The sequence below is a fragment of the Streptomyces sp. NPDC012510 genome, assembly GCF_042955065.1.
Lineage (GTDB): Bacteria > Actinomycetota > Actinomycetes > Streptomycetales > Streptomycetaceae > Streptomyces.
The window spans coordinates 95290-121439 of the sequence record NZ_JBIBEN010000003.1; the positions used below are offsets into that span (position 1 = coordinate 95290).

Annotated in this window: 15 protein-coding genes and 1 pseudogene; 8 read left to right on the forward strand and 8 right to left on the reverse strand. The window is 69.1% G+C overall.

Features of this window, described 5'->3' with window-relative positions:
* Both ACFY9I_RS05940 and ACFY9I_RS05945 read right to left on the reverse strand, forming a co-directional pair.
* Positions 1-972: an ABC transporter permease gene (locus tag ACFY9I_RS05940; protein WP_390997213.1), complete on the reverse strand. Its 972-nt coding sequence runs from the start codon at positions 970-972 to the stop codon at positions 1-3.
* Entirely contained in the window at positions 969-2477 is a 1509-nt protein-coding gene (locus tag ACFY9I_RS05945) for an ATP-binding cassette domain-containing protein (protein WP_390997216.1), read from the reverse strand. The genes ACFY9I_RS05940 and ACFY9I_RS05945 overlap by 4 nt, the downstream gene beginning before the upstream one ends.
* Positions 2478-3141: 664 nt before the next feature.
* On the opposite strand from ACFY9I_RS05945, the gene ACFY9I_RS05950 reads away from it, so the two are divergent.
* From ACFY9I_RS05950 to ACFY9I_RS05960, 3 genes are all read left to right on the forward strand, one after another.
* On the forward strand, positions 3142-6696 hold the full coding sequence (locus ACFY9I_RS05950) for a ThuA domain-containing protein (protein WP_390997219.1): 3555 nt from the start codon (positions 3142-3144) through the stop codon (positions 6694-6696).
* 71 nt (positions 6697-6767) lie between these two features.
* Positions 6768-8261 (forward strand): arabinofuranosidase catalytic domain-containing protein, encoded by a 1494-nt coding sequence (locus ACFY9I_RS05955; RefSeq protein ID WP_390997221.1) that lies wholly within the window; start codon positions 6768-6770, stop codon positions 8259-8261.
* Positions 8262-8290: 29 nt separating this feature from the next.
* Positions 8291-9625: a ricin-type beta-trefoil lectin domain protein gene (locus tag ACFY9I_RS05960; RefSeq protein ID WP_390997223.1), complete on the forward strand. Its 1335-nt coding sequence runs from the start codon at positions 8291-8293 to the stop codon at positions 9623-9625.
* 98 nt (positions 9626-9723) lie between these two features.
* Here ACFY9I_RS05960 and ACFY9I_RS05965 read toward each other — a convergent pair whose 3' ends face one another.
* Together ACFY9I_RS05965 and ACFY9I_RS05970 are read right to left on the reverse strand one after the other, a co-directional pair.
* Entirely contained in the window at positions 9724-11442 is a 1719-nt protein-coding gene (locus ACFY9I_RS05965) for a ThuA domain-containing protein (protein ID WP_390997226.1), read from the reverse strand.
* Between the two features lie 29 nt (positions 11443-11471).
* A complete protein-coding gene (locus ACFY9I_RS05970) occupies positions 11472-14315 on the reverse strand; it encodes a carbohydrate-binding protein (RefSeq protein ID WP_390997229.1) in 2844 nt (947 codons plus the stop codon).
* Positions 14316-14822: 507 nt separating this feature from the next.
* Here ACFY9I_RS05970 and ACFY9I_RS05975 point away from each other — a divergent pair.
* A pseudogene (locus tag ACFY9I_RS05975) lies at positions 14823-15239 on the forward strand (ATP-binding cassette domain-containing protein); the annotation flags it as partial.
* 61 nt (positions 15240-15300) lie between these two features.
* Here ACFY9I_RS05975 and ACFY9I_RS05980 read toward each other — a convergent pair.
* Complete coding sequence (locus ACFY9I_RS05980) at positions 15301-16248, reverse strand: helix-turn-helix domain-containing protein (protein WP_390997232.1); 948 nt, start codon at positions 16246-16248, stop codon at positions 15301-15303.
* Positions 16249-16319: 71 nt separating this feature from the next.
* Between ACFY9I_RS05980 and ACFY9I_RS05985 the strand changes: the two genes are divergently transcribed.
* Together ACFY9I_RS05985 and ACFY9I_RS05990 are read left to right on the forward strand one after the other, a co-directional pair.
* A complete protein-coding gene (locus tag ACFY9I_RS05985) occupies positions 16320-17270 on the forward strand; it encodes a zinc-binding dehydrogenase (RefSeq protein ID WP_390997234.1) in 951 nt (316 codons plus the stop codon).
* Between the two features lie 235 nt (positions 17271-17505).
* Positions 17506-17679 (forward strand): hypothetical protein, encoded by a 174-nt coding sequence (locus ACFY9I_RS05990; RefSeq protein ID WP_390997236.1) that lies wholly within the window; start codon positions 17506-17508, stop codon positions 17677-17679.
* Positions 17680-17732: 53 nt separating this feature from the next.
* Here the strand turns inward: ACFY9I_RS05990 and ACFY9I_RS05995 are convergent, their stop codons facing one another.
* Positions 17733-18287, reverse strand: coding sequence for a hypothetical protein (locus tag ACFY9I_RS05995; protein ID WP_390997239.1), 555 nt, complete (start codon positions 18285-18287; stop codon positions 17733-17735).
* 260 nt (positions 18288-18547) lie between these two features.
* Here ACFY9I_RS05995 and ACFY9I_RS06000 point away from each other — a divergent pair, with 260 nt between their 5' ends.
* Both ACFY9I_RS06000 and ACFY9I_RS06005 read left to right on the forward strand, forming a co-directional pair.
* A complete protein-coding gene (locus ACFY9I_RS06000; RefSeq protein ID WP_390997241.1) occupies positions 18548-20875 on the forward strand; it encodes an LPXTG cell wall anchor domain-containing protein in 2328 nt (775 codons plus the stop codon).
* A 189-nt stretch (positions 20876-21064) separates the two neighbouring features.
* Positions 21065-22285 (forward strand): metallophosphoesterase, encoded by a 1221-nt coding sequence (locus ACFY9I_RS06005; RefSeq protein WP_390997244.1) that lies wholly within the window; start codon positions 21065-21067, stop codon positions 22283-22285.
* Between the two features lie 283 nt (positions 22286-22568).
* Here ACFY9I_RS06005 and ACFY9I_RS06010 read toward each other — a convergent pair whose 3' ends face one another.
* Complete coding sequence (locus ACFY9I_RS06010; RefSeq protein ID WP_390998056.1) at positions 22569-23870, reverse strand: RICIN domain-containing protein; 1302 nt, start codon at positions 23868-23870, stop codon at positions 22569-22571.
* 100 nt (positions 23871-23970) lie between these two features.
* Positions 23971-25401: an endo-1,4-beta-xylanase gene (locus ACFY9I_RS06015; RefSeq protein ID WP_390997246.1), complete on the reverse strand. Its 1431-nt coding sequence runs from the start codon at positions 25399-25401 to the stop codon at positions 23971-23973.
* Positions 25402-26150: the final 749 nt, after the last annotated feature.

Genomic DNA, 26150 nt, shown 5'->3' on the forward strand with positions numbered 1-26150 from the left:
CTAGGACGCCTTTCGCATCGCCCGGCGGGCGTAGACGGCGACCGCCGCGATGATGACCACGCCACGGATCACCTGCTTGAAGAACGCGTCGACCTCGAGCTGGTTGAAGATGGCGTCGATGCTCGCGAGCAGCAGCACGCCGCCGACCGTGCCGACGACGCCGCCGCGCCCGCCGGCCAGGGCGGTGCCGCCGAGCACGACCGCGGCGATCGACTCCAGGTCGTACAGTCCCTCGGTGCCGACCCTCGGCGCGCCGGCGCCGAGCCGACTGGCGAGGTAGACCCCGGCGAGGCCGGCGCAGAGGGCGCACAGCACATGGGCGGTGACGAGGACCCGGCTGCCCCGCACGCCGGAGAGCCGGGCGACCTCCGGGTCACCGCCCACGGCGATCAGGTGGTGGCCGAAGCGGGTGCGCGCCAGCACGAACCAGGCCGCGGCGGCGACGGCGAGCAGCAACAGGAACGACAGCGGCACCGGGCCGACGCGCTGGTACCCCAGGCCCTGCACCAGGGCGGGTGCTGTCTTGCCGGCCGGACCGTCGTATCCGTTGTCGAGGTATCCCTTGAGCAGCAGTCCGACGCCGACGGTCGCGATGAAGGGGTTGATGCGCGCCGTGGTGACGAGCAGGCCGTTGACGAGGCCGATCGTGGCGCTGACGGCGAGCGTCAGACCGATCGCCGGCAGCAGCGCACCGTCGTCACCGGCCATGCTCTCGGCGGCGACGAGAGTGCTCAGGCTGACCACGTACGCCACGGACAGGTCCAGCGAGCCCCCGACGATGACCAGCGTCTGGCCGACCGCGACGAGGCCCAGACCGGCGGCGACGTGCAGCAGGCTCACCGTCGTGGGCAGGCTGAACAACCGGCCGCCATCGAGAGTGACGATGAGCCAACCGGTCGCCAGGGTGAGGACCAGGGCGACGAACACACCGGGCGGGGTCCGCCGGGCCGGCAGGGACAGGGCGCCTCTCATCCGGCCGCCTCCCCCAAGGTGCCGACCGCCAGGGCGACGACATCCTCCTCCGTCGCGCCGGCGGGTAGCTCGCCGGTGATCCGGCCGTCGCGCATGACGATGATCCGGTCGCTCATGCCGAGCAGCTCGGGCAGCTCGGACGAGACCATCAGCACGGCGGCGCCGTCGCGGGCCAGCCGGCGGAGGAGCTCGTGGATCGCCGACTTGGCGCCCACGTCGATGCCGCGGGTCGGCTCGTCGAAGAGCAGGATCCTCGGGGCGAGCGCGAGCCACCTGGCCAACACGACCTTCTGCTGGTTGCCCCCGGACAGGAAACGGATCTCCTGGTCCTCCCCCGCGGCGCGAAGCTCCACGGCCGCGAGCAGCTCCCGGACCCGCGCGGTCCGGGCACGCCGGCCGGCCCGGCCCGGGCGGACGGCGCGGCCGGCCAACAGCGCGTTGTCGAGCACCGACTGCCCGGCGACGATCCCCTCCCCCTTGCGGTCCTCGGAGACGTAGGCGATACCGGCCCGCATCGCGGCGCGGGGCGAGCGCAGCCGGACCGGCGCTCCGTCGACGGTCACCTGGCCGGTGCTGAACGGTGCGGCGCCGAACAGTGCGCGGGCCAACGCCGACCGGCCGGAGCCCTGCAGGCCGCCGACACCGAGCACCTCGCCGGCGCGCAGCCGTAGGTCGATGCCGCGCAGCTTCCGGTTGCCTCCGCCCCGGACGGTCAGCCGCACCGGGCCCGGCTCCTGCGGCTTCGCCGGGGCGGGGTAGTAATTCGACAGTTCGCGGCCGACCATGTGGCGCACCAGCTGATCGGCGCTGGTGTCCGCGGTGTCCAGGGTGGCCACCGCCCGGCCGTCCTTGAGCACGGTGATCCGGCTGGACAGGTCGAAGACCTCCTTGAGGCGGTGCGAGACGTACAGCACGCCCATCCCGTGCTCCTGCAGCCGCCGTACGAGCGCGTAGAGCTGGTCGACTTCGTGGTCGGCGAGAGCCGCGGTGGGCTCGTCCATGATGAGCAGCCGCGCGTCGAGGGCGAGCGCCTTGACGATCTCGACCACCTGTTGTTGCGCCACACCGAGTCGTCCCACGCGCGTGTCGGGCGGTAACGAGCCCTCCCCGATCGAGGCGAGGAGCCGCGCGGTGTGGCTGAGCATCTCCCTACGGTCGACGAGCCCGCGACGCAGGGGCTCACGGCCCAGACAGACGTTCTCCGCGACGGTGCGCTCGGGCAGCAGGGTCAGCTCCTGGTAGACGATGCCGATACCGGCCTGTTGGGCCTCACGCGGGTTGCGGAACGTCCGCGGTGCGCCGGCGAACTCGACGGTTCCCTCGTCGGGCTGGTGAACGCCGGACACCACCTTCATGAGCGTGGACTTGCCGGCGCCGTTCTCGCCGACGACCGCGTGCACCTCGCCCGGCCGGACCTGGAGGTCGACGCCATCGAGCACCCGTACACCGAGGAACGACTTGCCGATGCCTCGCAGAGCGAGCAGCGGCGGCGGCAGGCCAGACATCGTGGGACCCTCTACATTCGCGTCGTCAGCAGGATTGCGTCACCGATAGCTGAAGCGTTCGGGTACGGCCGGCTTGGAATGACAGTTCCCGCTCGCGAGCTTTCGTCGAATAAGCCGCGAACTTTCGCCGGACGCGATGGCGACATTGCGGCCCCGAGGGTAAATGCCTCGATGAGCGCCTGGCAATACCACCGGACATCACCGTGGGAGACGTTCGCCGTTCGAACTGCTCGATGTGGGTCGGCGATAAGTCGACAGCGATTGATACGCCAAAACCTGTTATCCAATCGACCCGTCCACAGTCGCGCGCCGAACCATGAAGATTGCTTCGAAAAATGCGTTACGGAATCGGCCCGACGACAGTCGCGCACCGAACCACGACGATTGATGCGCAAAATGTGTTATGGAATCGGCGGCACCACATCCATATTGACTGTTGCGATACGCCGCTGCATGCTGGCCGGCAGACCACGGGAGACGGTCGCATCTGGTGTGACGCCCTGACTCTTCCGTAGGGAATTGACTGTCCGTCACGGCGGACGGGACGACGAGCTGACGGCACACGCGTGCCTGCGACGCGCCCAGGCACTCCGGCGCATCGGAGGTGCGGCCGGTGCGTGCCCGTGGTCATGCCATCGTTGCTCCGCCGAAATAGGAGACGGCATTGCGTCGCATCATATTAATCTTCGGGGCGATCGCGGGCGTGCTCCTGTCGCTCGTCATCGCCCCACCGGCGTCAGCGGCGCCGGCCTTCCGAGCCCTGGTCTTCACCAAGACGGCCGGCTACCGGCACGATTCGATCCCCGCCGGCCTCGCGATGTTCCGGGAGCAGGCGGCGGCCAACAACTTCGAGTTGGTCCATAGCGAGGACTCGAGCGTTTTCACCCCGGCGAATCTCGCCACCTTCGACGTACTCATCATGTTCCAGACCTCGGGAATGGTGTGGACCACGGCGTCCCAACGTCAGGCGGTGGAGGGCTACCTGGCCGGCGGCAAGGGCATCGTCGCGATCCACAACGCCACGGACATGGGCATCGAGAACGAGTACCCGTGGTGGGACCAGACCATCAACGGTGGCGCGCACATGCCGGAGCACTCCCCCGGCGTGCTGGGCGGCACCGCGATCGTCGCGGACAAGAAACACCCGTCGACGGCCGGCCTGCCGGACCGTTGGAACCGCAGCGAGGAGTGGTACAACTTCGACCGCAACCCCCGCGGCGACGTCCATGTCCTGGTCACCGCGGACGAGCGCACGTACAACCCCGGCCCGCGCGCCATGGGGCCGGACCACCCCATCTCCTGGTGCCGCAACACCGGCGGCGGCCGGGTGTGGGCCACCGGCATGGGGCACACCAGCGCGGCGTACAGCGAGACCCATTTCCGCAACCACGTCCTCGGGGGCGTCAAGTGGGCGGCCGGCAAGGAGCCCGGCGACTGCGGCGGCACCGTGTGGAGCAACTTCGAGAAGCGCACCCTCGACGACAACACCGCGGACCCGATGGCCCTCGCGGTCGCCCCGGACGGGCGGGTCCTCTACGTCCAGCGGGGCGGGCAGCTGAAGATCTTCAAACCGACCACCAACAGGACCGTGACAGCCGCCACGCTCAGCGTCTACACCGGCGGCGAGGACGGCCTCACCGGACTGGCGCTCGACCCCGACTTCGCCGACAACGGCTACGTGTACCTGTATCACTCCCCGGCCGGAGTCCCGAACGACATCAACCGGGTCTCCCGGTTCACGCTCACCGGCGACACCCTGAACATGTCGAGCCAGGTGACGATCATCGACATCCCCGCGACCCGGGACCGCACGTTCGCCGAACCCGGGCACACGGGCGGGTACATCGAGTTCGGCCCCGACAAGAACCTCTACATCGGCACCGGGGACGACGTCCCGCCGAACCTCGACTCCAACTGGCAGGGCTACGCCCCGCTGGACTGGCGGCCGGGCAAGGCCAACCTCGACGCCGCCCGCACCGCCGGCAACACCAACGACCTGCGGGGCAAGCTGCTGCGCATCCGGCCGTCGGCCGACGGCGGCTACACCGTCCCGGCCGGCAACCTCTACCCGCAGGGCACGGCGCAGACCCGGCCGGAGATCTACGCGATGGGCTTCCGCAACCCGTTCCGCTTCTCGATCGACCCGGACAACGGGTGGGTCTACCTCGCCGACTACGGCCCGGACCGGAACCCGCCCACGACCAACCGCGGCCCCGAAGGGCTCGTCGAGCTCAATGTCATCAAGGCCCCGGGCAACTACGGCTGGCCGTTCTGCCACGGCGACAACCAGGCCTACGCGCCCTACAACCCGGACACCCGTGTCGTCGGCGCCAAGTTCAACTGCAACGCGCCGGTCAACAACTCGCCGAACAACACCGGCCTGACCAGCCTCAAGCCGATCGTCGCGCCGAACATGTGGTACGGCTACGGCGTCTCACCGAACTTCCCCGAGCTCGGCTCCGGCGGCTCGGGGCCGATGGGCGGACCGGTCTACCGCTACAACGCCGCGAACCCGTCCGAGACGAAGTTCCCGCCCTACTACGACGGGGTCCACTTCTTCTACGAGTGGTCGCGCCACACCGTCAAGGAGGTCCACTTCGACTCCGCGACCGCGGTCACCCGGACCAACCCCTTCATGCCCGCCGCCAAGTTCCTCAAGCCGATGGACATGGAGTTCGGGCCCGACGGCTCGCTGTACCTGCTCGAGTGGGGCAACAACTTCTCCGGTGGCAACAACGACTCGGGTCTGTACCGCATCGACTACAACCACGGCGGACGGTCGCCGATCGCCAAAGCCACCGGAACACCCACCAACGGGGACGCGCCACTGAACGTGCAGTTCAGCAGCGCGGGGTCCACGGACCCGGATCCGGGCAGCACGCTCAGCCACCACTGGACGTTCGGCGACGGCACCACGTCCACGGCGGCCAACCCGTCACACACCTACACCGCCAACGGCAACTACACCGCCCAGCTCAAGGTCACCGACAACACCGGCAGGACGGCCTTCGCCAACGTGCCCATCACCGTGGGCAACACGGCACCGACCGTCACCGTCACCATTCCGTCCAACGGCGGCATGCTGGACTTCGGCGACCGCGTCCCGTACAAGGTGTCCGTCTCGGACCCCGGCGGCGCGCCCATCGACTGCGCCAAGGTGTTCGTCAACCCCGCCCTCGGCCACGACGACCACCAGCATGAGACCACGGACCATCCGGGGTGCTCGGGCACCATCGACACGACGCTGCTGGGCGGGCACCCCGAGGGCGCCAACCTGTACTACGTCCTCAACGCCCGCTACACCGACGACGGCGGCCCCGGCGGTGCGAACCCGCTCACCGGCCATGCCCAGGCGATTCTCCAGCCCAAGCACAAGCAGGCCGAGTTCCACACGGACCAGTCGGGTGTGCAGATCGTCGAGCAGGCCGGCGCGGAGAGCGGCAAGCGGGTCGGCAACATCTCCGACGGCGACTGGATCGCGTTCAAACCGATGAGCCTGTCGGGCGTCACGAGCGTGCGCTACCGCCTGTCGTCTCCGAACGGCGGCGGATCGATCGAACTGCGCGCCGACTCCCCGACCGGCACGCTCCTGGCCACGACAACGGTGCCCAGCACCGGCGGCTGGAACAACTACCAGTCCACGTCGGCGGTGAACACCGCCGATCTCTCCGGCTCGCACCCGCTCTACCTGGTGTTCAAGGGCACCTCGAACAACTGGTTCGACCTCGACTCGCTCACCTTCGGCGGCAACGGGGTCGGCGAACCGGGCAACGGCGGCGGGGGCGGCGTGGCAGGTCGGACCTGGACGGTCGCGGCGCAGCACAGCGGCAAATTCATGGACGCCAACAGCGCCTCGACCGCTGACGGCGCCCAGATCGTCCAGTGGCCGGCCACCGGCGCCGACAACCAGAAGTGGCAGGCCGTCGACGCCGGTGGCGGCGCCGTCCACCTGAAGGCGGTGCACAGCGGCAAGTGCCTCGCCGTCACGGGCGGGTCCACCGCCCAGGGCGCGTTCCTGCAGCAGTCCACCTGCAACAACAGCGACCCGCAGAAGTTCCTCGTCACACCGACCACCACGGTGGGCGTGTACACGGTGAAAAGCCTCCCCAGTGGACTGTGCGTCGACGTCAACGGCGGCTCGACGGCCGACGGCGCACAGCTTCTGCAGTGGAGCTGCCACGGCGGCACCAACCAACAGTGGCGGTTCACCGCCGTATAGCCCGTCCCCACGGGATGCCCGGCGTGGTCGCGCGCCGGGCATCCCTCCCTACGAACAGGTGAGGAACCGCCATGGTGTTCCGAATACCTCGGCCCCGCTGGTACGGACGGCTGTCCGCTCTGGGCACCGCATTGGTGCTGGTCGCCGTCGGCGCCACCGCGGTGGCGGCACCGATCGAGCCCGGGCAGAGCGCCCCCGTCATGGGCGCGCAGTCCGGCCGCTGCCTGACCGTCCCCGGCGCCGGCACCACCAACGGCACCCAGACCCAACTCTGGGACTGCACCGGCGCGGCCGGCCAGACCTGGACCTACACGACCGGCAAACAACTGACCGTCAACGGCGACAAGTGCCTCGACGCCAGCGGACGCGGCACCACCAACGGCACCGCCGTCATCATCTGGGACTGCAACGGCCAGAACAACCAGCAGTGGAACGTCAACCCCAACGGCACCATCACCGGCGTCCAGTCCGGCCTGTGCCTCGACGCCAACGCCGCAGGCACCGCCAACGGCACCAGGATCACCCTCTGGTCCTGCCACGGCGGCACCAACCAGCAGTGGAACTCGCCGACCCCGCCGCCGGACCCGCCGGTGCCGGGCGGCGCGGGCACGTGCGACATCTACGCCTCGGGCGGCACCCCCTGCATCGCCGCCCACAGCACCGTACGAGCGCTCTACGGCACCTACAACGGCAACCTCTACCAGGTCCGGCGCTCGTCCGACAGCACGACCCGGAACATCGGCGTCCTGAGCGCGGGGGGCACCGCCGACGCGACGACGCAGGACTCGTTCTGCGCGGGGACCACCTGTGTCATCACCGTCGTCTACGACCAGTCCGGCCGCGGGAACGACCTGTGGTACCAGGGATCGAGTGTGGTCCCCGGCTCCCCCCAGAGCCGCCCGGCGACCGCGACGTCGGAGTCCCTGGCGGTCGGCGGCAGCAAGGCCTACTCGCTCTACATCAACCCCGGCAACAGCTACTGGCGGGACGGCCACCTGACCGGCGTGCCGACCGGCAGCGCACCCGAAGGCATGTACATGGTGACCAGCGGCACCCATGTCAACGGCGGCTGCTGCTTCGACTACGGCAACAGTGAGACGACCCGAGCGGCCGACGCGGCCGGGGCGATGGACGCGATCAACTTCAGCACCCAGTGCTGGTTCGGCGGGTGCGCCGGCAGGGGCCCCTGGGTCCAGGCCGACCTCGAATGGGGGCTCTACTCCGGTGGCAGCCAGACCTGGAACCCGAACCAGCGGGCGTTCACCAGCAAGTTCGTGACGGCGATGTTGAAGAACAACGGGACGAGCCGTTTCGCGCTCAAGGGTGGCAACTCCCAGACCGGAAACCTGACCACGCTCTGGGACGGCGCGCTTCCGCCCGGCTACAGCCCCATGAAGAAGCAGGGCGCCATCATCCTCGGCAGCGGCGGTGACTGCTGCAAGCCCGGCGGCGGCGCGAACCTCAGCGCCGGCACCTTCTACGAGGGCGCGATGGTGTCCGGATACCCGTCCGACGCAACGGACAGCGCGGTGCAGGCCAACATCGTCGCCGCCGGCTACCGCTGAGTTCGCTACTCCATGAATGGAGAAACGTGATGCGACAAGGCAACAATCGTCACCGATGGCGCACGCTGATCGCAGTAGCCACCACGTTCCTGCTCGCCGCTGTCGGCATCAGCGGCATCACGATGACATCCGCCGCCGCCGACGCCCCCTCCCTCACCGCGAGCGCCGGATGCGGCAAGCCCCCCACGCTGTCGAGTGGTCCGCACTCGATTCAGAGCAGCGGCAGGACGCGGAACTACATCCTGCGGGTGCCCGCCAACTACGACAACAACCGCCCGTACCGACTGTTCTTCGGCTTCCACTGGAACGGCGGCACGGCAGGCGACGTCGACTCGGGCGGAACCAGCGGATACCCCTGGTCGTACTACGGCCTGCGGGCGATCTCGAACGACAGCACGATCTTCGTCGCGCCCCAGGGCCTCGGGAATGGCTGGGCCAACTCCAATGGCCAGGATCTGACCTTCGTGGACGACATGATCAGGCAGATCGACGCCGGCCTGTGTGTCGACACCAACCAGCGCTTCGCCGGGGGTTTCAGCTACGGAGGCGGCATGAGTTTCGCACTCGCGTGCGCCCGGCCGACAGTGTTCCGCGCGGTCGCCGTCTACGCGGGCGGACAGTTGAGCGGGTGTAACGGCGGCACCCAGCCGGTCGCGTACATCGGACTGCACGGCTTGCGGGACCCGGTGCTCCCGATCTCCACGGGTCGTTCGCTGCGTGACAGGTTCGTGCGGAACAACGGCTGCACTCCCCAGAACCCGCCGGAGCCGGCACGCGGCAGCCTCACGCATGTCGTCACGACCTACTCGGGGTGCCGCGCCGGCTACCCCGTGGCATGGGCGGCGTTCGACGCGGGTCATACGCCCGGTCCTGTCGATGGATCGCCCGGCGACTACGAACCGGGTGAGAGGTCGTGGACCCGGGCGGTGGTGTGGAACTTCTTCACGCAGTTCGACGACTCGACGCCCACCCCGCCGCCGAACCCGACCACGTTCCGGCTGCGCAACGAGGGTTCGGGCCGGTGCCTGGACGTCAACGGCGCAAACGCGGCCAACGGCACACCGATGATCGTCTGGGACTGCCACAGCAACGCCAACCAGCAGTTCACCCAGAACGGTCAGGCGCTGCAGGTGCTGGGCAAGTGCGTGCACGTCCCGGCCAATGCCGCCGCCGGCACACGGGTGCAGATCCAGGACTGCGACGGTGGCGCCAACCAGCAGTGGGCCATCAACAGCAACGGCACGATCCGCAACGCTCAGAACGGGTTGTGCCTGGACGTCAACGGCGCGAGCACCGCCAACGGCTCCGCGGTCATCGTGTGGAGCTGCCACGACGGCGCCAACCAGCGCTGGACGCGAGCATAGGCGCACGAGTGAAGGCGGTACGTGACATCACGTGCCGCCTTCACTCCGGAAGGGCCACCGCACAGTGGCAGGTGGCCCTTCCAGCGTGCCGCGTCAGCTCAGGTCTGGGGCAGCCTCCATTTCTGGTTGGCTCCGCCGTGGCAGGTCCACAGGTGCGCGAGGGTGCCGTCGGAGGAGTTGGCGCCCGACACGTCCAGGCACTTGCCCGACTGCGGGTTCCGCAGCGACCCGTCCGGGTGCGCCTGCCAGTTCTGGTTGGCGCCTCCGTGGCACGACCACAACTGGACTCTCGCCCCGTCCGCCGTGCTGTTGCCGCTGACGTCCAGGCACTTGCCCAGCGCCTTGACCGTCGACCCCGGCGTCGCCGTCCACCGCTGCCCCGCCGAGCCCGTGCACGACGAGATCTGCACCGCCGTCCCGTCCGCCGAACTGCCGTCACGGACATCCAGACACTTACCCGCGAGCCCCACGACCGGACCCACGCCGGGGGTGGGTGGCGGGCTGCCGCCCAGTTCCTTGATCCGGACGTTGCGGAACGACACGTCGTCCCCAGTGCCGTGGTTCTGGATGCCGACGTGGCCGGCGAGCGAGCGGGCGGGGTCGGTGTTGGTGAAGTCATTGATCTTCACGCCATTGAGCCAGACCTGGAGCCGCTCGCCCTCCACCAGCACCTCGAAGGTGTTCCATTCGCCCGGTGGGTTGAGCGCCGCGTCCCGGGCAGCCGTGTCCGGGGCCTTGACGGCGTAGATCGAGCCGGTCGTGCGGTCAGGCGCGTCGGTGGCGTCGATCTGGACCTCGTAGCCGTTGTCCAGTGCCGACGACGGGTCGTTGGTGGGTGGGAAGCCCACGATCACGCCGGAGTTGTCGTCGCCGGGCATCTTCCAGTCCAGCTTCAGCGAGTAGTTGGTGAACTGCCGGGCGCTGTACCAGAGCATGCCCATGCCCCCGTGCGAGGCGAGGGTGGCGTCCGAGTTGGTGAAGCCACCCGGGCCGGCCTGCGACCATCCGGTGGTCGAGCTGTTGTAGAGGGCCGTATAGCCGGTCTCGGGCCGGCAGTCGGCCTTGGTCCGGCCTGCCGCGTACCGGATGCCACCGAGCAGGTGCGCCCGGAACGCCGGCTCCGCGTACGACGCCTGGCTGTGCCCGCCGCCGGTGTAGAAGGACCGGCCCCCCGCGTGGGTCTTGCACCACGTGTGCGGGTGATCGGCGCCCATCGAGCCGCCCGAGTACGACGACTCGTCCAGCGTGGTGAGCACGCGCGCGGTGGTACGGGGGTTGGTCCGGAAGTTGTACCACTCGTCGGTGCGTGTCCATGTCTGCGGCAGGTGGGCGGTCGCCGCGTGGGCCCGTCCCTCCACCTTGATGTTGGCCTGCTGGACAGCGGGGTGCGAGGCGAAGTAGGCGCCGACCAGCTCGCCGTAGAACGGCCAGTTGTACTCCGTGTCGGCGGCCGAGTGGACGCCGACGAAGCCGCCGCCCGATCCGATGTACGACTGGAACGCCGACTGCTGGGCGTCGTTCAGGACGTCGCCGGTGGTGTTGAGGAAGATCACCGCCTCGTAACGGCTCAGGTTGCTGGTGGTGAAGTGGTTGCCGTCCTCCGTGGCCGTCACGGTGAAACTGTTCGCCGCGCCGAGGTCGCGGACGGCCTGGATCCCTGCCGGGATCGAGTCGTGCCGGAAACCGGCCGTCTTGGAGAACACGAGAACGTCGTAGGGGGTGTCCGCGGCATGGGCGGGGTTGGGCTGCCCGAGAAGGGCCAGGGCGGCGAGTGTCGCGGCCGCCCCACCAAGCAGGGTTCGGGGTGTTCTGCGCATGTCCGTCGCTCTCTTCCGGGAGACAGGAATCAGGGCAGGGTCCACTTCTGGTTTGCTCCGCCGTGGCAGGTCCACTGGTGCACGAGGGCGCCGTCCGCGGAGTTGGCGCCCGACACGTCCAGGCACTTGCCCGACTGCGGGTTCCGCAGCGACCCGTCCGGGTGCGCCTGCCAGTTCTGGTTGGCGCCACCGTTGCAGGACCACAACTGGACCTTCGCCCCGTCCGCCGTGCTGTTGCCGCTGACGTCCAGGCACTTGCCCAACGCCTTGATCGTCGACCCCGGCGTCACCGTCCACCGCTGCCCCGCCGAGCCCGTGCACGACGAGATCTGCACCGCCGTCCCGTCCGCCGAACTGCCGTCACGGACATCCAGACACTTACCCGCGAGCCCCACGACCGGACCCGCGCCGGGGGCCGGTCCGCCGCCGGGATCGAAGGTGAACGCGTCGACGTCGAAGAGGAATCCGGAGCCGCCGGCGAAGGTCAGGTAGAGCGTGGTGGTGCCGGCCGGTGCACCGGAGATCGAGCCGCCCACGGTGGTGAAGTTCGTCCACGAGCCGGTGACCGGGACGGTGGCGGAGCCGAGGATGGTGCCGGTCGGCGAGCCGGCCCGAACCTGCAACGTGCCGCCCGCGCCACCTGACGACACCCGGGCGCTGAACGACGTGGCGTTGCTCAGCTTGTACGGCTCGAATGCGATCCAGTCGCCGTTCTCGATGTCACCGACGGACTTGCCGCCCTCGGCTGTCGACTTGTCGAGGGTGGCGATGCCGGACGATGTCTTGTAGTGCTCGGCCTGCCGGTGCTTCGGTTGCAGGACGTGCTGCGTGTGCGTGGTGAGCCCGGCGGTGTCGGTGTATTCGGCATCGAAGACCCCGAAGATGTTCGCCGCGTCGTCGTGCTCACCGTCGACCGGGATGGTGATCGTGCCGGAGCAGCCGGTCTTCGAAGTGATCGGGTGGCCGTGGCTGTCGTGACCGACGATGTACGTCAGTTTGACCTTGGCGCAGTCGACGGTGCCGTCCTCCGGATCCGTCACGGTGATACGGAACGGCACGGTGTCGCCGAAGGCGAAGATCTCCCCCGCGGCGGGGCTGTCGATGGTCACGGTCGGCGCGGTGTTGCCGACGGTGATCCGCACGTCGGCGGTGCCGGTGGCACCCTGCGGGTCGCGCACGGTCAGCCTGGCCGTGTAGTCACCGTTCGTGTTGTACGTCTTCGTCGGATTGGCGGAGGTGGAGGTGGTGCCGTCACCGAAGCTCCACGCATAGGTCAGTGCCCCACCCTCGGGGTCGGACGATCCGGCCGAGGAGAATGTCACGGTCAACGGCGCCGCGCCGGAGGTCCGGTTGGCGCCGGCCATCGCCGTGGGCGCCCGGTTGCCGGCACCGACGTAGTCGAAGCGGTAGAGGGCGGAGTACTGGTCGCCCTGGTACAGCCCGGCGCCGTAGTCCAGCACGTAGTAGGAGCCGTCCGGGCCGAACGCCGAGTCGATCACCTGCTTGCCGTTCCAAGGGAAGCTGTCGACGGTCCCCGGGGAGCCGTCGGCGTTGAGGTGGATCGGCTTGATCCAGCCGCGGCCGAACTCCGTGGCGAAGAACTGCCCGTCGAACGACTGAGGGAACTTCGTGGGCGAGCTGACGTCGGGGTCGTACCGGTACACCGGGCCCGCCATCGGCGACTCCGAGCCGCCGCCGAACGCCGGCGGGCTGCCGGCGTCGCCGCCGTAACGGATCCAGGCGGCCTTGGCGGGGGGCAGGGTGCTCAAGCCGGTATTGCGGGGCGAGTTGTTCGTCGGCCCGCCCGAGCAGTTGTACTTCGCGCCTGCCCTGTTCGTGGCGAAGTCCCACTCGGCGTACGTCTCGGAGCTCGTGTTCGTGCCGGTGCAGTACGGCCAGCCGTAGAAGCCCGGGCCCGTGACGCGGTTGAACTCGACCTGGCCCTGCGGCCCGCGCGCCGAGGTGGCGCCGGCATCGGGGCCGTAGTCGCCGACGTAGACGACGCCGGTGGCCTTGTCCACGCTCATCCGGAACGGGTTGCGCAGGCCCATCGCGTAGATCTCCGGCCGGGTCCTGGCGGTACCGGGCGGGAACAGGTTGCCTGCCGGGATCGAGTACGACCCGTTCTCGTTCACCTTGATCCGTAGGATCTTGCCGCGCAGGTCGTTGGTGTTGGCGGCGGTGCGCTGCGCGTCGAACGCCGGGTTGCGGTTGGTCCGCTCGTCGAGTGGGGAGTATCCGGCGGACTCGAACGGGTTGGTGTCGTCGCCTGTGGACAGGTACAGGTTGCCTGCCGCGTCGAAGTCGATGTCTCCGCCGGCGTGGCAGCAGATACCTCGGTCGGCCGCCACATCGAGGATGTCCACTTTGCTGGACTGGTTGAGCGTGAAGTCGGCGTTGAGCGTGAACCGGGAAAGCCGGTTGACGCCCTGCCACGCCGACCAGTTGCCGCCGGTGGTCGGTGCGTCGCCGCCTGGTGTGGAGAGCGGCGGGGCGTAGTAGAGGTAGATGTGCCGGTTGGTGGCGAACCCCGGGTCGATGCCGATGCCCTGCAGGCCGTCCTCGTCGTGCGCGTATACGGGGATGCTGCCGATCACCGTGGTGTTGCCGCCCGCATCCGTGCGGCGCACGGTCCCGTTGCGGGCGGTGTGCAGCACCGACCGGTCGGCGAGTACGGCCAGCGACATCGGCTCACCGACCTCCGCTACCCCGCGGGCCAGCTGGACCTGCTGGAAGTCCGCGGCGTTGATCGGGTGCGCCGAGGCCGGGGTCGCACTGGAAAAGGCCGCGACGAGAGCCGCCACGACCAGGAGCAGAGCCGATCCGATGGCGGGCCAACGCGCGGCTGCGACCCTCTTGGTTAACATGAGCATGACAATGCAGTCCCCTTCCCGAACAGGTGGTTGCCACGCTTGGGGCGCGCGCTGCCGCGCCTATGCCGTAGCGGGATGACGCCGCTTCGGCCCGCCAGGTGTGCTTCAGCAGGCCACTACGCCGAGCGGGGGCAACAGCTCGGAAACAGGAGAAGTCGATGGCTACCGCGCTGCCGGGTCACATCGACGACCGTGACGGTCTGCCGACAAGGCTAGAAGACTTCAGCCCACTGCGTCCACACTTCCCTCAGGACCAGCCAGGCTTTCGGGGGAGCGAGCGGGGCGAGGACGAACGAGTGGGAGGCCGGCGAGCGACGGTCGACAAGGGAGGCCGAGGAAGCGTCACGGCACTCTCACACAGGTCCCACCGACTGTGCGGGCTCTCCCGGACGTGCGGCCTGACCTGGCATGAGACGCCCGTCCCTGGATCGGTTGGACACCCCTGGACGGTCGTTACGACCTTGCCAAGTGGGACCGTCCCGCCAGACCGCTTGACACCCCTACCGCCTGGTTCTGCATCAACTCGACGCGGAAATACCGGCGTTGGCGATCACCGCACTCGTCGGCCCGAACGGCAGCGGGAAGCCCGCCCTGCTCGGAGTCATGGCCGGAGTGGTCAGACCCACATCAGGCCGGCTCCAGCGCGTCGGCGACCGGCCGCCGGCGTTCGTCCCGCAGCGCAGCGCCGTCGCTGACGCGCTGCCGCTCACGGTCAGGCAGACGGTGGAGATGGGACGCTGGAGCCACCGCGGGCCATGGCGCCGACTGACCCGACAGGACCGCGCCACCGTGGACCAGGCCATGGAGAGGCTCGGCAGCACGGACCTCGCCACCCGCCAACTCGGAGAACCCTCCGGCGGACAACGGCAACGCGCCCTGATCGCCCAAGGACTCGCCCAGGAGTCCGACCTGCTCCTCGTGGACGCTCTCCCCGCAGTCCCGCATGGAGTCGGTTCACCGACGTGACCCGCACCGTTGAAGATCTCTAGCGGGCCGCCTGGAACGTACGCCGGTAAGCCTGGGGTGAGATGCCGATCGCCGCGTGCAGGTGCTGGCGCAGGGAGGTGCCCGTGGCGAAGCCGACCCGGCCGGCGATCTGGTCCACCGACAGGTCGCTGGACTCCAGCAGGTCCCGGGCTCGGGTGACGCGCTGCTGGATGAGCCAGCGGCCGGGGCTGAGGCCCACCTCGTCGTTGAAGCGGCGGGCGAAGGTGCGCCGGCTCATCCGGGCGTGGGCGGCGAGGTCGGCGAGGGTCAGCGGTTCGCCGAGGCGTTCGAGGGCCCAGGCGCGGGTGGCGGCCGTGCTCGCGGCCTCGTTCTCGGGGACCGGCTGCTCGATGTACTGCGCCTGGCCGCCGTCCCGGAACGGCGGAACCACGCAGCGGCGGGCGACCGTGTTGGCGAGTCGGCTGCCGTGGTCCTTGCGCACGACGTGCAGGCAGACGTCGACGCCGGAGGCGGCTCCGGCCGAGGTCAGGATGGGGTCGTCGTCGACGAAGAGCACATCGGGGTCGAGAGCGATGTGCGGGAACATGCGCCGGAACCGGTCCGCCTGCCGCCAGTGCGTGGTCGCCTTGCGGCCGTCCAGGAGCCCGGCCGCGGCGAGCACGAAGGCGCCGGTGCAGATGGAGACGATGCGCGTGCCCGGCCGGATCCACCTGAGCGCGGCGGTGACCTCGTGCGGAAGCTCTGCGGTGACACACGACGGCGAGATGGGCGCGACGACCACGGTGTCGGCCGTGGCCAGGGCCTCGGGGCCGTGCTCGGCGGTGATGGTGAAGTCCGCGTTGCTGCGCACCGGATACCCGTCGACGGTGCAGGTCAGAACCTCGTACCGGCCGTCGGCTGCGCCGAAGATCCGGCTGGGGATGCCGAGTTCGAAGGGGTAGAACCCGTCGAGCGCCAGGACCACGACCCTGTGCACAGGCTGCATGGCACGATCCTATCGAAGGCTGGCCACCAGGCCATTTCCCAGGCGGACGCCCTCGGGGAGAGTGGGACACCATGAGCACTCAGCACACGATGCGCGCCATCAGCCAGGACATCCTCGGTGGTCCCGAGGTTCTCAGGGAAGTGGAGGCGGAGCGCCCCGAGCCACGTCCGAACGAGGTACTGGTCCGGGTGCGCGCCGCCGGGGTCAACCCGACCGACTGGAAGCACCGCGCCACCGGCCGCTTCCTCGGCGAGCCGCCCTTCGTCCTCGGCTGGGACGTCTCCGGCGTGGTCGAGGCGACGGGGACCGGCGTAGCCCTCTTCCGGCCGGGTGACGAGGTCTTCGGCATGCTGTCCTACCCGTTCGGTCACGGCTCGCACGCCCAGTACGTCACCGCCCCCGCCCGCACCTTCGCGCTCAAGCCCGCAAACATCGACCACACACAGGCGGGCGCGCTTCCGCTGGTCTCACTGACCGCCTGGCAGGCCCTGGTCGAGACGGCGAACGTCCAGCCCGGGCAGCGGGTCCTGATCCACGCGGCGGCCGGCGGCGTCGGACATGTGGCCGTGCAGATCGCCAAGGCGCGGGGAGCCTACGTGATCGGCACGGCGAGCGCCGGCAAGCACGAGTTCCTGCGAGGGCTGGGCGCGGACGAGCTGATCGACTACCGGGAGACCGACTTCGCCACGGCCGTACGGGACATCGACGTCGTGCTGGACACGATCGGCGGCGACTACGTCCACCGCTCGCTGCGCATCCTGCGCACAGGCGGCTGCCTGGTCACGCTCGTACCGCGGGGTTCGAAGGAACTGCCCGTGGAGGCCGAGAAGCTCGGGGTGCGTGCCACCGAGATGCTCGTCGACGCCGACCACACCGGGATGAAGGAGATCGCGGCGCTCGTCGAGGCGGACCGGCTACGCGCCAGGATCGCCAACACCTTCCCGCTGGCCGAAGCCGCCAAGGCGCACGCGCTCGGCGAAACCGGCCGGACCACGGGCAAGCTGGTCCTGGTGGTCGACTGACTCGTCCGACCGTGTGGGTGCCGGAACTCCCCACACCCACACGCAGGACGCGCCGTCACTCGCCGCTGGGCACAGACCGTGTCCGGCGTCGGCACCGTTGTACCTGGGCACGGAAGCGTTCCGCGGCCCGGCGAAGCGGCCAGCCCTGCTCGACCACGCAGCCGGCCAGGCGTAGGCACCGGAGATCGACCGGCTGCGTCAACTCCTGCCGATGCCGGCGGGCCGGGCGGTGGGCATGGCCGTGTGGCTGTGGGTGCTGTTCGACGTCCTGATCGGCGCTGTCAACGGCCACGGCTGGGCGATGGTCGACTTCGGAGCACTGACTATCTTCAGCATCTCGATGTTCAGCGCGGTGTTCAGCGCGGTGTTCACCCGCACCTCGGCGTCGCCGGCATCATTCCCGTGTTGATCATCGCCCTGATGATCGGGGTCCCGGCCTCCGGCGGAGCCATCTCCCTGCCCTCATCCCCACCCGGCCGACGGGTCCATCTCCTCGTCGTCGTCTTCGTCGTCTTCGTCGCCTTCGTCGAAGGGGTCGGCGAAGATCGAGAGGAGGCTGTCATCGACCTTGTTGCCGACCTCATCCTCCGTGAGGAGAATCCTCCGGAGTGCGTTCAGCGGGTACACGTAGCTGTCCGGGTCGCCGGGGGCGCCGACGCAGGGGTGATCGAGGGCGGAGGTCTCCGCGCCCGCGTTGAAGAACGGCTCGAGCTGTCCGCTGACGAGGTCCGGGATGTACTTCCACACCATGCCCTTGTGACGGCGGAAAACTTCCCCGACGTACCAGATCGCACCCTGAACGAAGGGTGTCATGCGCCGGTCGGTGATCTCCTCCATGCTGTTGGCGCTTTCCCGGATCAGATCGTCCACGGTCGCCAGGGAGGCCGGTGAGAAGTCGAGGACGCCGGCGAAGGAGGTCTGTGCGGCCCACGCGGCGTGAGCGCCCTCGCGTTCGGCGAGCCACGCGAGCAGGTCGGGGTGCCGGGTCGGGTCGTACGTCTCGTCAGCTTCGGTCATGCAGGCGACGGTAACAGCCCCAACAGGCCACGCATCTTTGCACAGTCAACACACAACAAGTCAGAAATTGCTTGTATCTGATGATGCGTCAGTGGCTAGTCTTGCCGACGGACGGGCGGCGCAAAACGGGGGCCCTGCCTCGCCCGCGTCCCTTTGCTGTCCCATGGCCCCCACCCAGGGACACAGCTTTGAGTACACCGATACGAATTCGCCTACGGCGGCGTCTGGGCTCGTGCCTTGCTGTCGTCGCCTCGGCGGGGATGATGCTCGTCGGGCTGCCCGCGAGCCCGGCCGTGGCGGCGCCGGGTGACTACGCGAAGGTGACCAGCGGCGGCCGGTGCGACAAGATGCACCTCGGCAAAACGTTCTCCCGCACCCCGCCGAACTCCGGAGCGCCGACGGGAGAGCACCACTGGACGAGGTCCGGCCCGGATGAAGAGTATTACTTCAACCTGGAGTTCAAGGGCTTCGAGAACGTCCCCGCCCCCACCCGCGCTGACCTGAACGGCGTCGGCAACACCGACGCCGACATCCGCAAGTGGGACAACGCCTACCGGGCGTCGAAGAGCCCCGAGGACATGAAGCGGGCCATCTGGGCTCGCTACGCCCGTTACATCCAGGGCAAGCCGTCCCCGAAGGCTTTCGCCAAGTGGGTGCCGCAGAACCTGATCGGCGCCCAGCACTCCCGGGAGAAGGGAGGCGTCTTCGAGCGGAAGACCGTCCAGGACTACCGTCTCGTCGGCCCGGACTGGCTGTGTGAGGTGACCATCGAGATCTTCGACAAGGACGGCAACAAGATCGCCTCCCGCCGGTACGACGCCTACAACCAACGCACAGGTGACCTCGGTGAGTTCAAGGCCGACGGCAAGCGTAAGCCGGGCCAGTTCAAGAGCGACAAGATCATTCTTCGGCACAAGGACGCGACGTACGACTTCACGAAGTCGCGGTTCACCATGTACGCCGGGGAAAAGCCCAACGGAGCCACCATCCGCGAGTACAAATCGGAGAACGACAAGCTCCGGGGCGAGCGCGGTACCGGCAACAACCCGATCCGGATCGCTGAGCGTCGCGCCACGGCGAAGGGGCTGTGGCCACAGACGAAGTACACGAAGTCCTTCCCGGTGTTCAATCCGAGGCCGAACACCGGCACGCAGGGGCCGATCAACTCCATCGCCTACGGGTCGGGGCAGAACCCGGCGCAGGCGAGGCAGATCCAGCAGCAGCACAACCAGGCGAACACCCGCGGCGTCCTCGGCCGCGGCCCGGGCGGCGTCGACTTCTCCACCCTTGAGCTTCAGTACGTCGGCAACCCCGTCAAGGGCAAGGGCCTCGACTACAGCATGAAAGCCGACTTCATGCCCGACGAGGACACTGAACCCGGCTGGGGCGGTCAGGCGAAACTGGAACTCGCCTCCGACGCCCTGTTCACGTGGCTGGCGCTCACCCCGGACCGCATGTGGGTGAACCTGAACCCCGACCAGCCCGACACGATCATGGACAAGAACTTCGGGGAGACCGACACCGGCCGCGTCCTCCTCGAAGCCGACATGGAGATGAAGCGGGACTTCTCCCGCGCCATGAACCCCGAAGTCTCGCCCGGCAAGGAGTTCATGAACGCCGCGCCGAAGGTCGACGGGGTTCCGTGCTGGGGATCCGGCCGCAACTGGATCGTGCCCGGTCGGGCGAAGGTCCGCGAGCAGGACGGCGGCATCTACATCCTGGACGCGCCGCTCAAGGTCAACCACGCGGCTATGGACTTCGACACCCCCGTTCAGGGTGAGGACTGCTCCAAGAAGCTGACCAAGGAGGAGAAGGAGTACAGCCACCGGCTGATCGACCGCTACCTCGTCCCCCACGTCCAGAAGCAGATCAACACCGAGAAGAAGTACGCCGACCTGCGCCGCGTCTACAAGTCCCGCGTCGCGGCCGAGTGGATCCGCATCCAAGACGCGAAGAAGGCAACCGACTTCCGGCCCATCATCAACAGCAACAACCTGAAGCGGTGGCCGCTGCGCGGCGAGAACGCCGACTGGGACAAGCGGACCGTGTGGAACGAGATGCGGAAGTCGTTCACCGAGGGCGACTTCACGTATGAGTGGCCTCTCGCCGACGGCCGCATCTACACCTTCTTCGTCGGTGGGGTCGACTTCGCGAAGGCGCCGAAGCGGAACATCTCCGGTGCGGAGTTCCAGCTCCAGCATCGCGAGCTGCCTCGTACGACGAAGGACTCCGTGCGCGCGGAGACCTCGGCCCGCGACACCGATACCGCGTTCCTGGGCGGGAACGGGGCCGCCGACACCAGCGACGGCAAGCCGGATCCCAAGCCGACGCCCACGCCGACGCCGACCGGTTCCGGGAAGCCGGACCCCACCCCGACACCGACGCCGACCGGCTCGGAGCCGGATCCGACGCCGACCGGGACCGTACCGGGTAAGCCCGACGACAACACCCCGGACCCTGACGGCAACCTTGCCGACACCGGATCAGACACCCCCGTGGGGCTGATCTCCGCCCTCGCCGCGGCTGCGGTGGCCGCCGGTGCCGCACTCGTCTGGTGGCGCCGGCGCAGGGCCGGCGCCGGGAGCTGACGCACACGACGGCGCCCTACCCCCAAGCGTGCAGGGGGTGGGGCGCTGTCGCGTTCGGGTCGCTCGGTGGGCGGCGACCGCCGGTATGGATCGAGCTCCGCATGGGCCGCTCCCATGAACGCCGGTCCGGTCGGCCCGAGAACGACCGGATACAGTGCGCGGGACGGCAGTTCGGCCGGAAGGGGAAGCGTGACCGACACCAGCAGCACCCGGCCCGCCGAGGGTGAGGCGCAAGCGCCGCGGCAGAGCCGACTGCACCGCCTGATGCGCTATCTCCCCCTGATCGCCCCCGTTCTGCTGTGGACCGTGCCCTGCTGGGTACTCCTGTACAGCGGCCAGCACTGGCCGCTGCCCGTCACGCTGGTCGGCACCGCCCTGTTCGCCCTCGGCCTCGTCGGTATGCCGCTCGCGATGGGGCGCGGCCACGGCCGGCGCCAGCAGGACCGGGCGGCGATCGTCGGGGACACCCTGCTGGGCGCCAGCTGGGTCCTGTTCACCTGGTCCGTTCTGCTCGGCGTCCTGTTGCGGCTCGCCCTGACCGTGGCCGAGGTCGGCGAGAGTCAGGACCGGGCCCGAATCGTCACTTGGGCCGTCCTCGGTGTAACCGCCGTACTGCTCGCCTGGGGGTACGCCGAGGCCCGCCGCGTGCCACGTGTGCGCCGACTCGACGTGCAACTACCGCGACTGGGTGCCGGGTTGGACGGCATTCGGGTCGCCCTCATCACCGACACCCACTACGGCCCGCTCGATCGCGCCCGTTGGTCGGCGCGGGTGTGCGAGACCGTGAACACCCTGGAGGCCGACGTCGTCTGCCACACCGGCGACATCGCGGACGGCACGGCCGAACGCCGCCGCGCCCAGGCCGTCCCACTCGGTACCGTGCGGGCCACCCACGCCCGTGTCTACGTCACCGGCAACCACGAGTACTACAGCGAAGCCCAGGGCTGGGTCGACCTGATGGACGAGCTGGGCTGGGAACCACTGCGCAACCGCCATCTCCTGCTCGAACGCGGAGGCGACACCCTCGTGGTCGCCGGCGTGGACGACGTCACCGCCGAGTCCTCCGGCCTGGCAGGCCACCGCGCCCACCTCACCGGAGCCCTGCACGGCGCCGACCCCGACCTGCCCGTCCTGCTCCTGGCACACCAGCCCAAGTTCATCGACCGGGCGGCAGCCGCCGGCATCGACCTCCAACTCTCCGGCCACACCCACGGCGGCCAGATCTGGCCCTTCCACCACCTGGTCCGCATCGACCAGCCCGCCCTTGCCGGCCTCAGCCACCACGGCACCCGCACCCTCCTCTACACCAGCCGCGGCACCGGCTTCTGGGGCCCGCCGTTCCGCGTCTTCGCCCCCAGCGAGATCACCCTGCTCGTGCTCCGCAGCCCGCACCTGCCCGCCTCGCCGTAGCAGTCGGCGGGCCGACCGCTCGGGTGCGGTCCGCATCCTGGTCCGCGGCGGTTGCCAGGCTCGATCGGCGCGGCGGCGTCTGCGGGGACGCGGCCCAGGCGGGGCGTCGAGGTGTGCTTCCGGCCACCTGTCCCCGCGCTCTGCCACCCGTAGCGTTCCGTTCCCCCGGCCGTCTCTGGGAAGAGGACGCCGAGATCACTGCCGACGTCGCCCCCGTTGCGTGCAGGGACGTCGGCGGAGTGGAGCCAGGGTCCTCCTGGCTCCACTCCGTGGTGCGGGCGGGTCACTGGAACTGTGCGAAGAACCTCCAGATCTCTGCCTTGGTCCAGGTGGTGACGCCGCTTTCGCCGGAGGAGCCGTCGACCGGACCGGGTATGTGGCCTCCGTCGAACGCGGCCCACTGGACCGGGTACCCGGCACGGCAGCCCGAGTAGGTGGTGGTGATGTGCGTTCGGCTGCCCGGCGCGGGCTCGCGCGGGCTCTGGGGGGTGCAGCCGTTGTTGCCGACGAACCTGTCGCGCAGGGACCGTCCTTGCCCGATGTTGAGGACGGAGTCGCTGATGCCGTGGATTCCGAAGTAGGCGATGGGCTGGTTGCCGCCGCTGCACCCGCTGATCTGAGCGCCGGAGATGACCGCGACGGCCCGGAAGACGTTCGCCCGGCTGCATGCGAGCGCGTAGCTCATGCCGCCGCCCCAGCTGAATCCCGTGGCGAAACGCTGTGCCGGGTTGACACAGAGGCCGCCCTCGATGCGCCGGATCATGTCGTCGACGAAGGTGACGTCCTCACCGCCCCCGTTGGCCCAGCCGTTGCCGAGGCCCTGGGGAGCGACGAGGATCGCGCTGTTGTTCGACTGCTGCTGTTGGCCGTAGTAGGACCAGGCGTTGCCGCTCGTGCCGCCCGAGGCGACGTCGCCGGCGGTTCCGCCCCGCCAGTGGAACGCGAAGATCAACCGGTAGGGGCGGCTGTTGTCGTAGTTGGCGGGAACCCTGAGGATGAAGCTGCGGCTCTTGCCGCCGCTCTGGATCGTGTGCGTACCGCTCGCCAGAGTCGGGGCGCTGCCGCATCCGCCGTTGCCGCCGGACGACAGCTTGATCATCTGCCATTGCTGGTTGGCGCCGCCCCAGTCGGTGTACTGGACGACGTTGCCGCCGTCGGCGGTGGAGGCACCCTGCACCTCGACCGCCTTGCCGCTGTTGCGGTTGATCAGCCGGACGTGGCCGGCGTCGGAGTCGGCCAGGCGGAACTGCTGGTTGGCCCCGCTGTGGTCGGACCACTGCTGCAGCGCCGCACCGTCTGCGGTCGAGGCGCCGGCCACGTCGAGCACCTTGTCCGAATGCCGGGCCCTGAGACGGTGGAAGCCGTCGCCGGAGTCCACGAACCGCCACTGCTGGTTGGTGCCGTCGTTGCGTGTCCGCTGGCTGACCCGCGTGCCGTCGGCGGTGGACGCGCCGGAGACCTCCAGTGCCTTGCCGCTGTTGCGATTGACCAGGACGTACCAGGCATTGGTGTCCACCGTCGCCGCCTCGGCGGGCGCCGGGTTCACCGCGGCGAGCATGCCGATCGCCAGGGTAACCGCCACCACCGCGGCGACCCGGGACCACCAGCGGTGAGTTCGTGGAGCGGCGGGGGAAGCCGCACCGTAGGGCTTCATCGATTCACCCTTTCGTCTGTGGCAGGTCCCATCAGGTTCGGGTCCAGCGTTGGTTGCTGCCGTTCGAGCAGGAGGAGAGCTGGATCAGGGCGCCGTTGGCGGTGCCGCCCGAGGCCGTGCTGAGGCAGAGGCCGGACTGGACGCCGACGATGGAACCGTCGGAGTTGAGGCGCCACTTCTGGTTGTCGCCGCCCCAGCAGCCGTAGATCTGGACTTTGGTGCCGTTGCCGGTGCCGGCGGCGTCCAGGCACTTGTTGCCGTAGACCCTGAGCTCACCTGCGGCGGTGGACGTCCACTGCTGGTTGGTGCCGCTGTGGCAGTCCCACAGCTGGAGCTGGGTGCCGTCGGTGGTACTGGCGCTGGGCACGTCCAGGCAGCGGCCCGACCCGACGCCCTTGATCGTTCCGCCATCCGCAGGGGGCGTGGTGGAGCCGCCGTTGAGTGCGTTGAGGACGGCGGTGTAGGCGGGCTTCTTGCTGCCGTTGTCGTTGAACAGCAGCGGCGTGTGCTCCCGTCGCCAGGAGTCGGAGTCGCGCACACCCCAGACGGTGATGCCGAGGCAGCGCGGGACGGCCAGGCAGTCGTTGGTCACGTTGGCGTAGGTCGTGGGCGAGGCGCCCTGGATGTCGAGCTCGGTGATGGCCACGTCGACGCCGAGGGCGGCGAAGCTCTGCAGAGTGGTGCGGAAGTTGCTGTTGTACGGGCTGCCGTTGTTGAAGTGGGCCTGGAAGCCGACGCAGTCGATCGGCACGCCGCGCTGTTTGAAGTCGCGGACCATCCTGTACATGGCCTGGGTCTTGGCCCAGGTCCAGTTCTCGACGTTGTAGTCGTTGTAGCAGAGCTTGGCGGCCGGGTCGGCGGCGCGGGCGGTGCGGAAGGCGACCTCGATCCAGTCATTGCCGGTACGTTGCAGGTTGGAGTCGCGCCGGGCTCCCGAACTGCCGTCTTCGAAGGCCTCGTTCACGACGTCCCACTGGACGATCTTGCCCTTGTAGTGGGCCATCACGCCGTTGATGTGGCGGATCATCGCCTGGCGCAGGTTGCTGCCGCTGAGGCTCCGCATCCAGCCGGGCTGCTGGGAGTGCCAGGCCAGGGTGTGGCCCCGCACCTGCTTGCCGTTCTGCACCGCCCAGTTGTAGACACGGTCACCGGCGGAGAAGTTGAACTGGCCCGGCTGCGGTTCGGTGGCGTCGATCTTCATCTCGTTCTCGGCCGTCACCGAGTTGAACTCACGGCTCGCGATCGACGTGTACGCCGAGTCGCCCAGCCTGCCCGAGGCGATGGCGGTGCCGAAGTAGCGGCCGCTCTGCGCCGCCGCTGGGCCGAGCGTGCTCTCGGCGGCGTGTGCGGCCGGTGGCGCGACCAGTGTGGCGCCCGCAGCGAGGACGCCGACGACCAGCGCCGGCAGCAGGCCGCGGATCTTACGGCGGACGGCGGCTCTGGGAAGGGCATACAAGCCCATGACTGTGCCTCCAAGGTAGACATCACGGAATGACTGAAGCGCAGGGGAAAGGGACGTTCGCTCCCATTCGGCAGACGGACGGGCGGGGCCGAACCCGGGCAGCACGACGAACCACCGGACACCGCTGTCATGGGACCGGGACGATCTCAACCGGCCCGGACGGCAGCCGGGTTGGCCGCCGGGTGACGCAGGGCGGGTGGCAGCGGTGTTGCGGCACAGGCACGGGGGTACTCCCTCGCGGTTCAGCCGGGGGATCGTCACGCGGCGTCGCGTACCTCTCCGACTGCGACGAAGAGCCCGGGATGCGCTGGTGCGAACCTCACCTGAACGAAACGGGGTGGCACAGGTGCTTCGGTGGGCGGATCTGCGGTGCGACGGTGCATGGATCTGCCGTGCGGCACGGTTCACTCGGGGCGGCGCCGACGTGATCGAAATCTCGGACTATGGTCGGCCACTCAGTGAAGGGATGATTGAGGGATTGACGGTAATCGTCAAGACTCATCGCAGGGAAAGTTTCCGTGCGTCGACCGACTCTTTCGAAATCGGGTCGAGCCTCAGACAGGACCAGGACGAGGGCGCGGACGCCTCCTGCTCCCCGTCTCGCCCTTGCACAAACCCTTTGACCAGCGCGCCGATCGCACGCTTCCGGATCACTCCTGATCGGCGCGACGGCTTGCCGAACCCAAAAGGGTAGGACCTGTTTGTGGACAGATCGGCGACAGACCTTGACCGGAGGCCCCCACATTCCT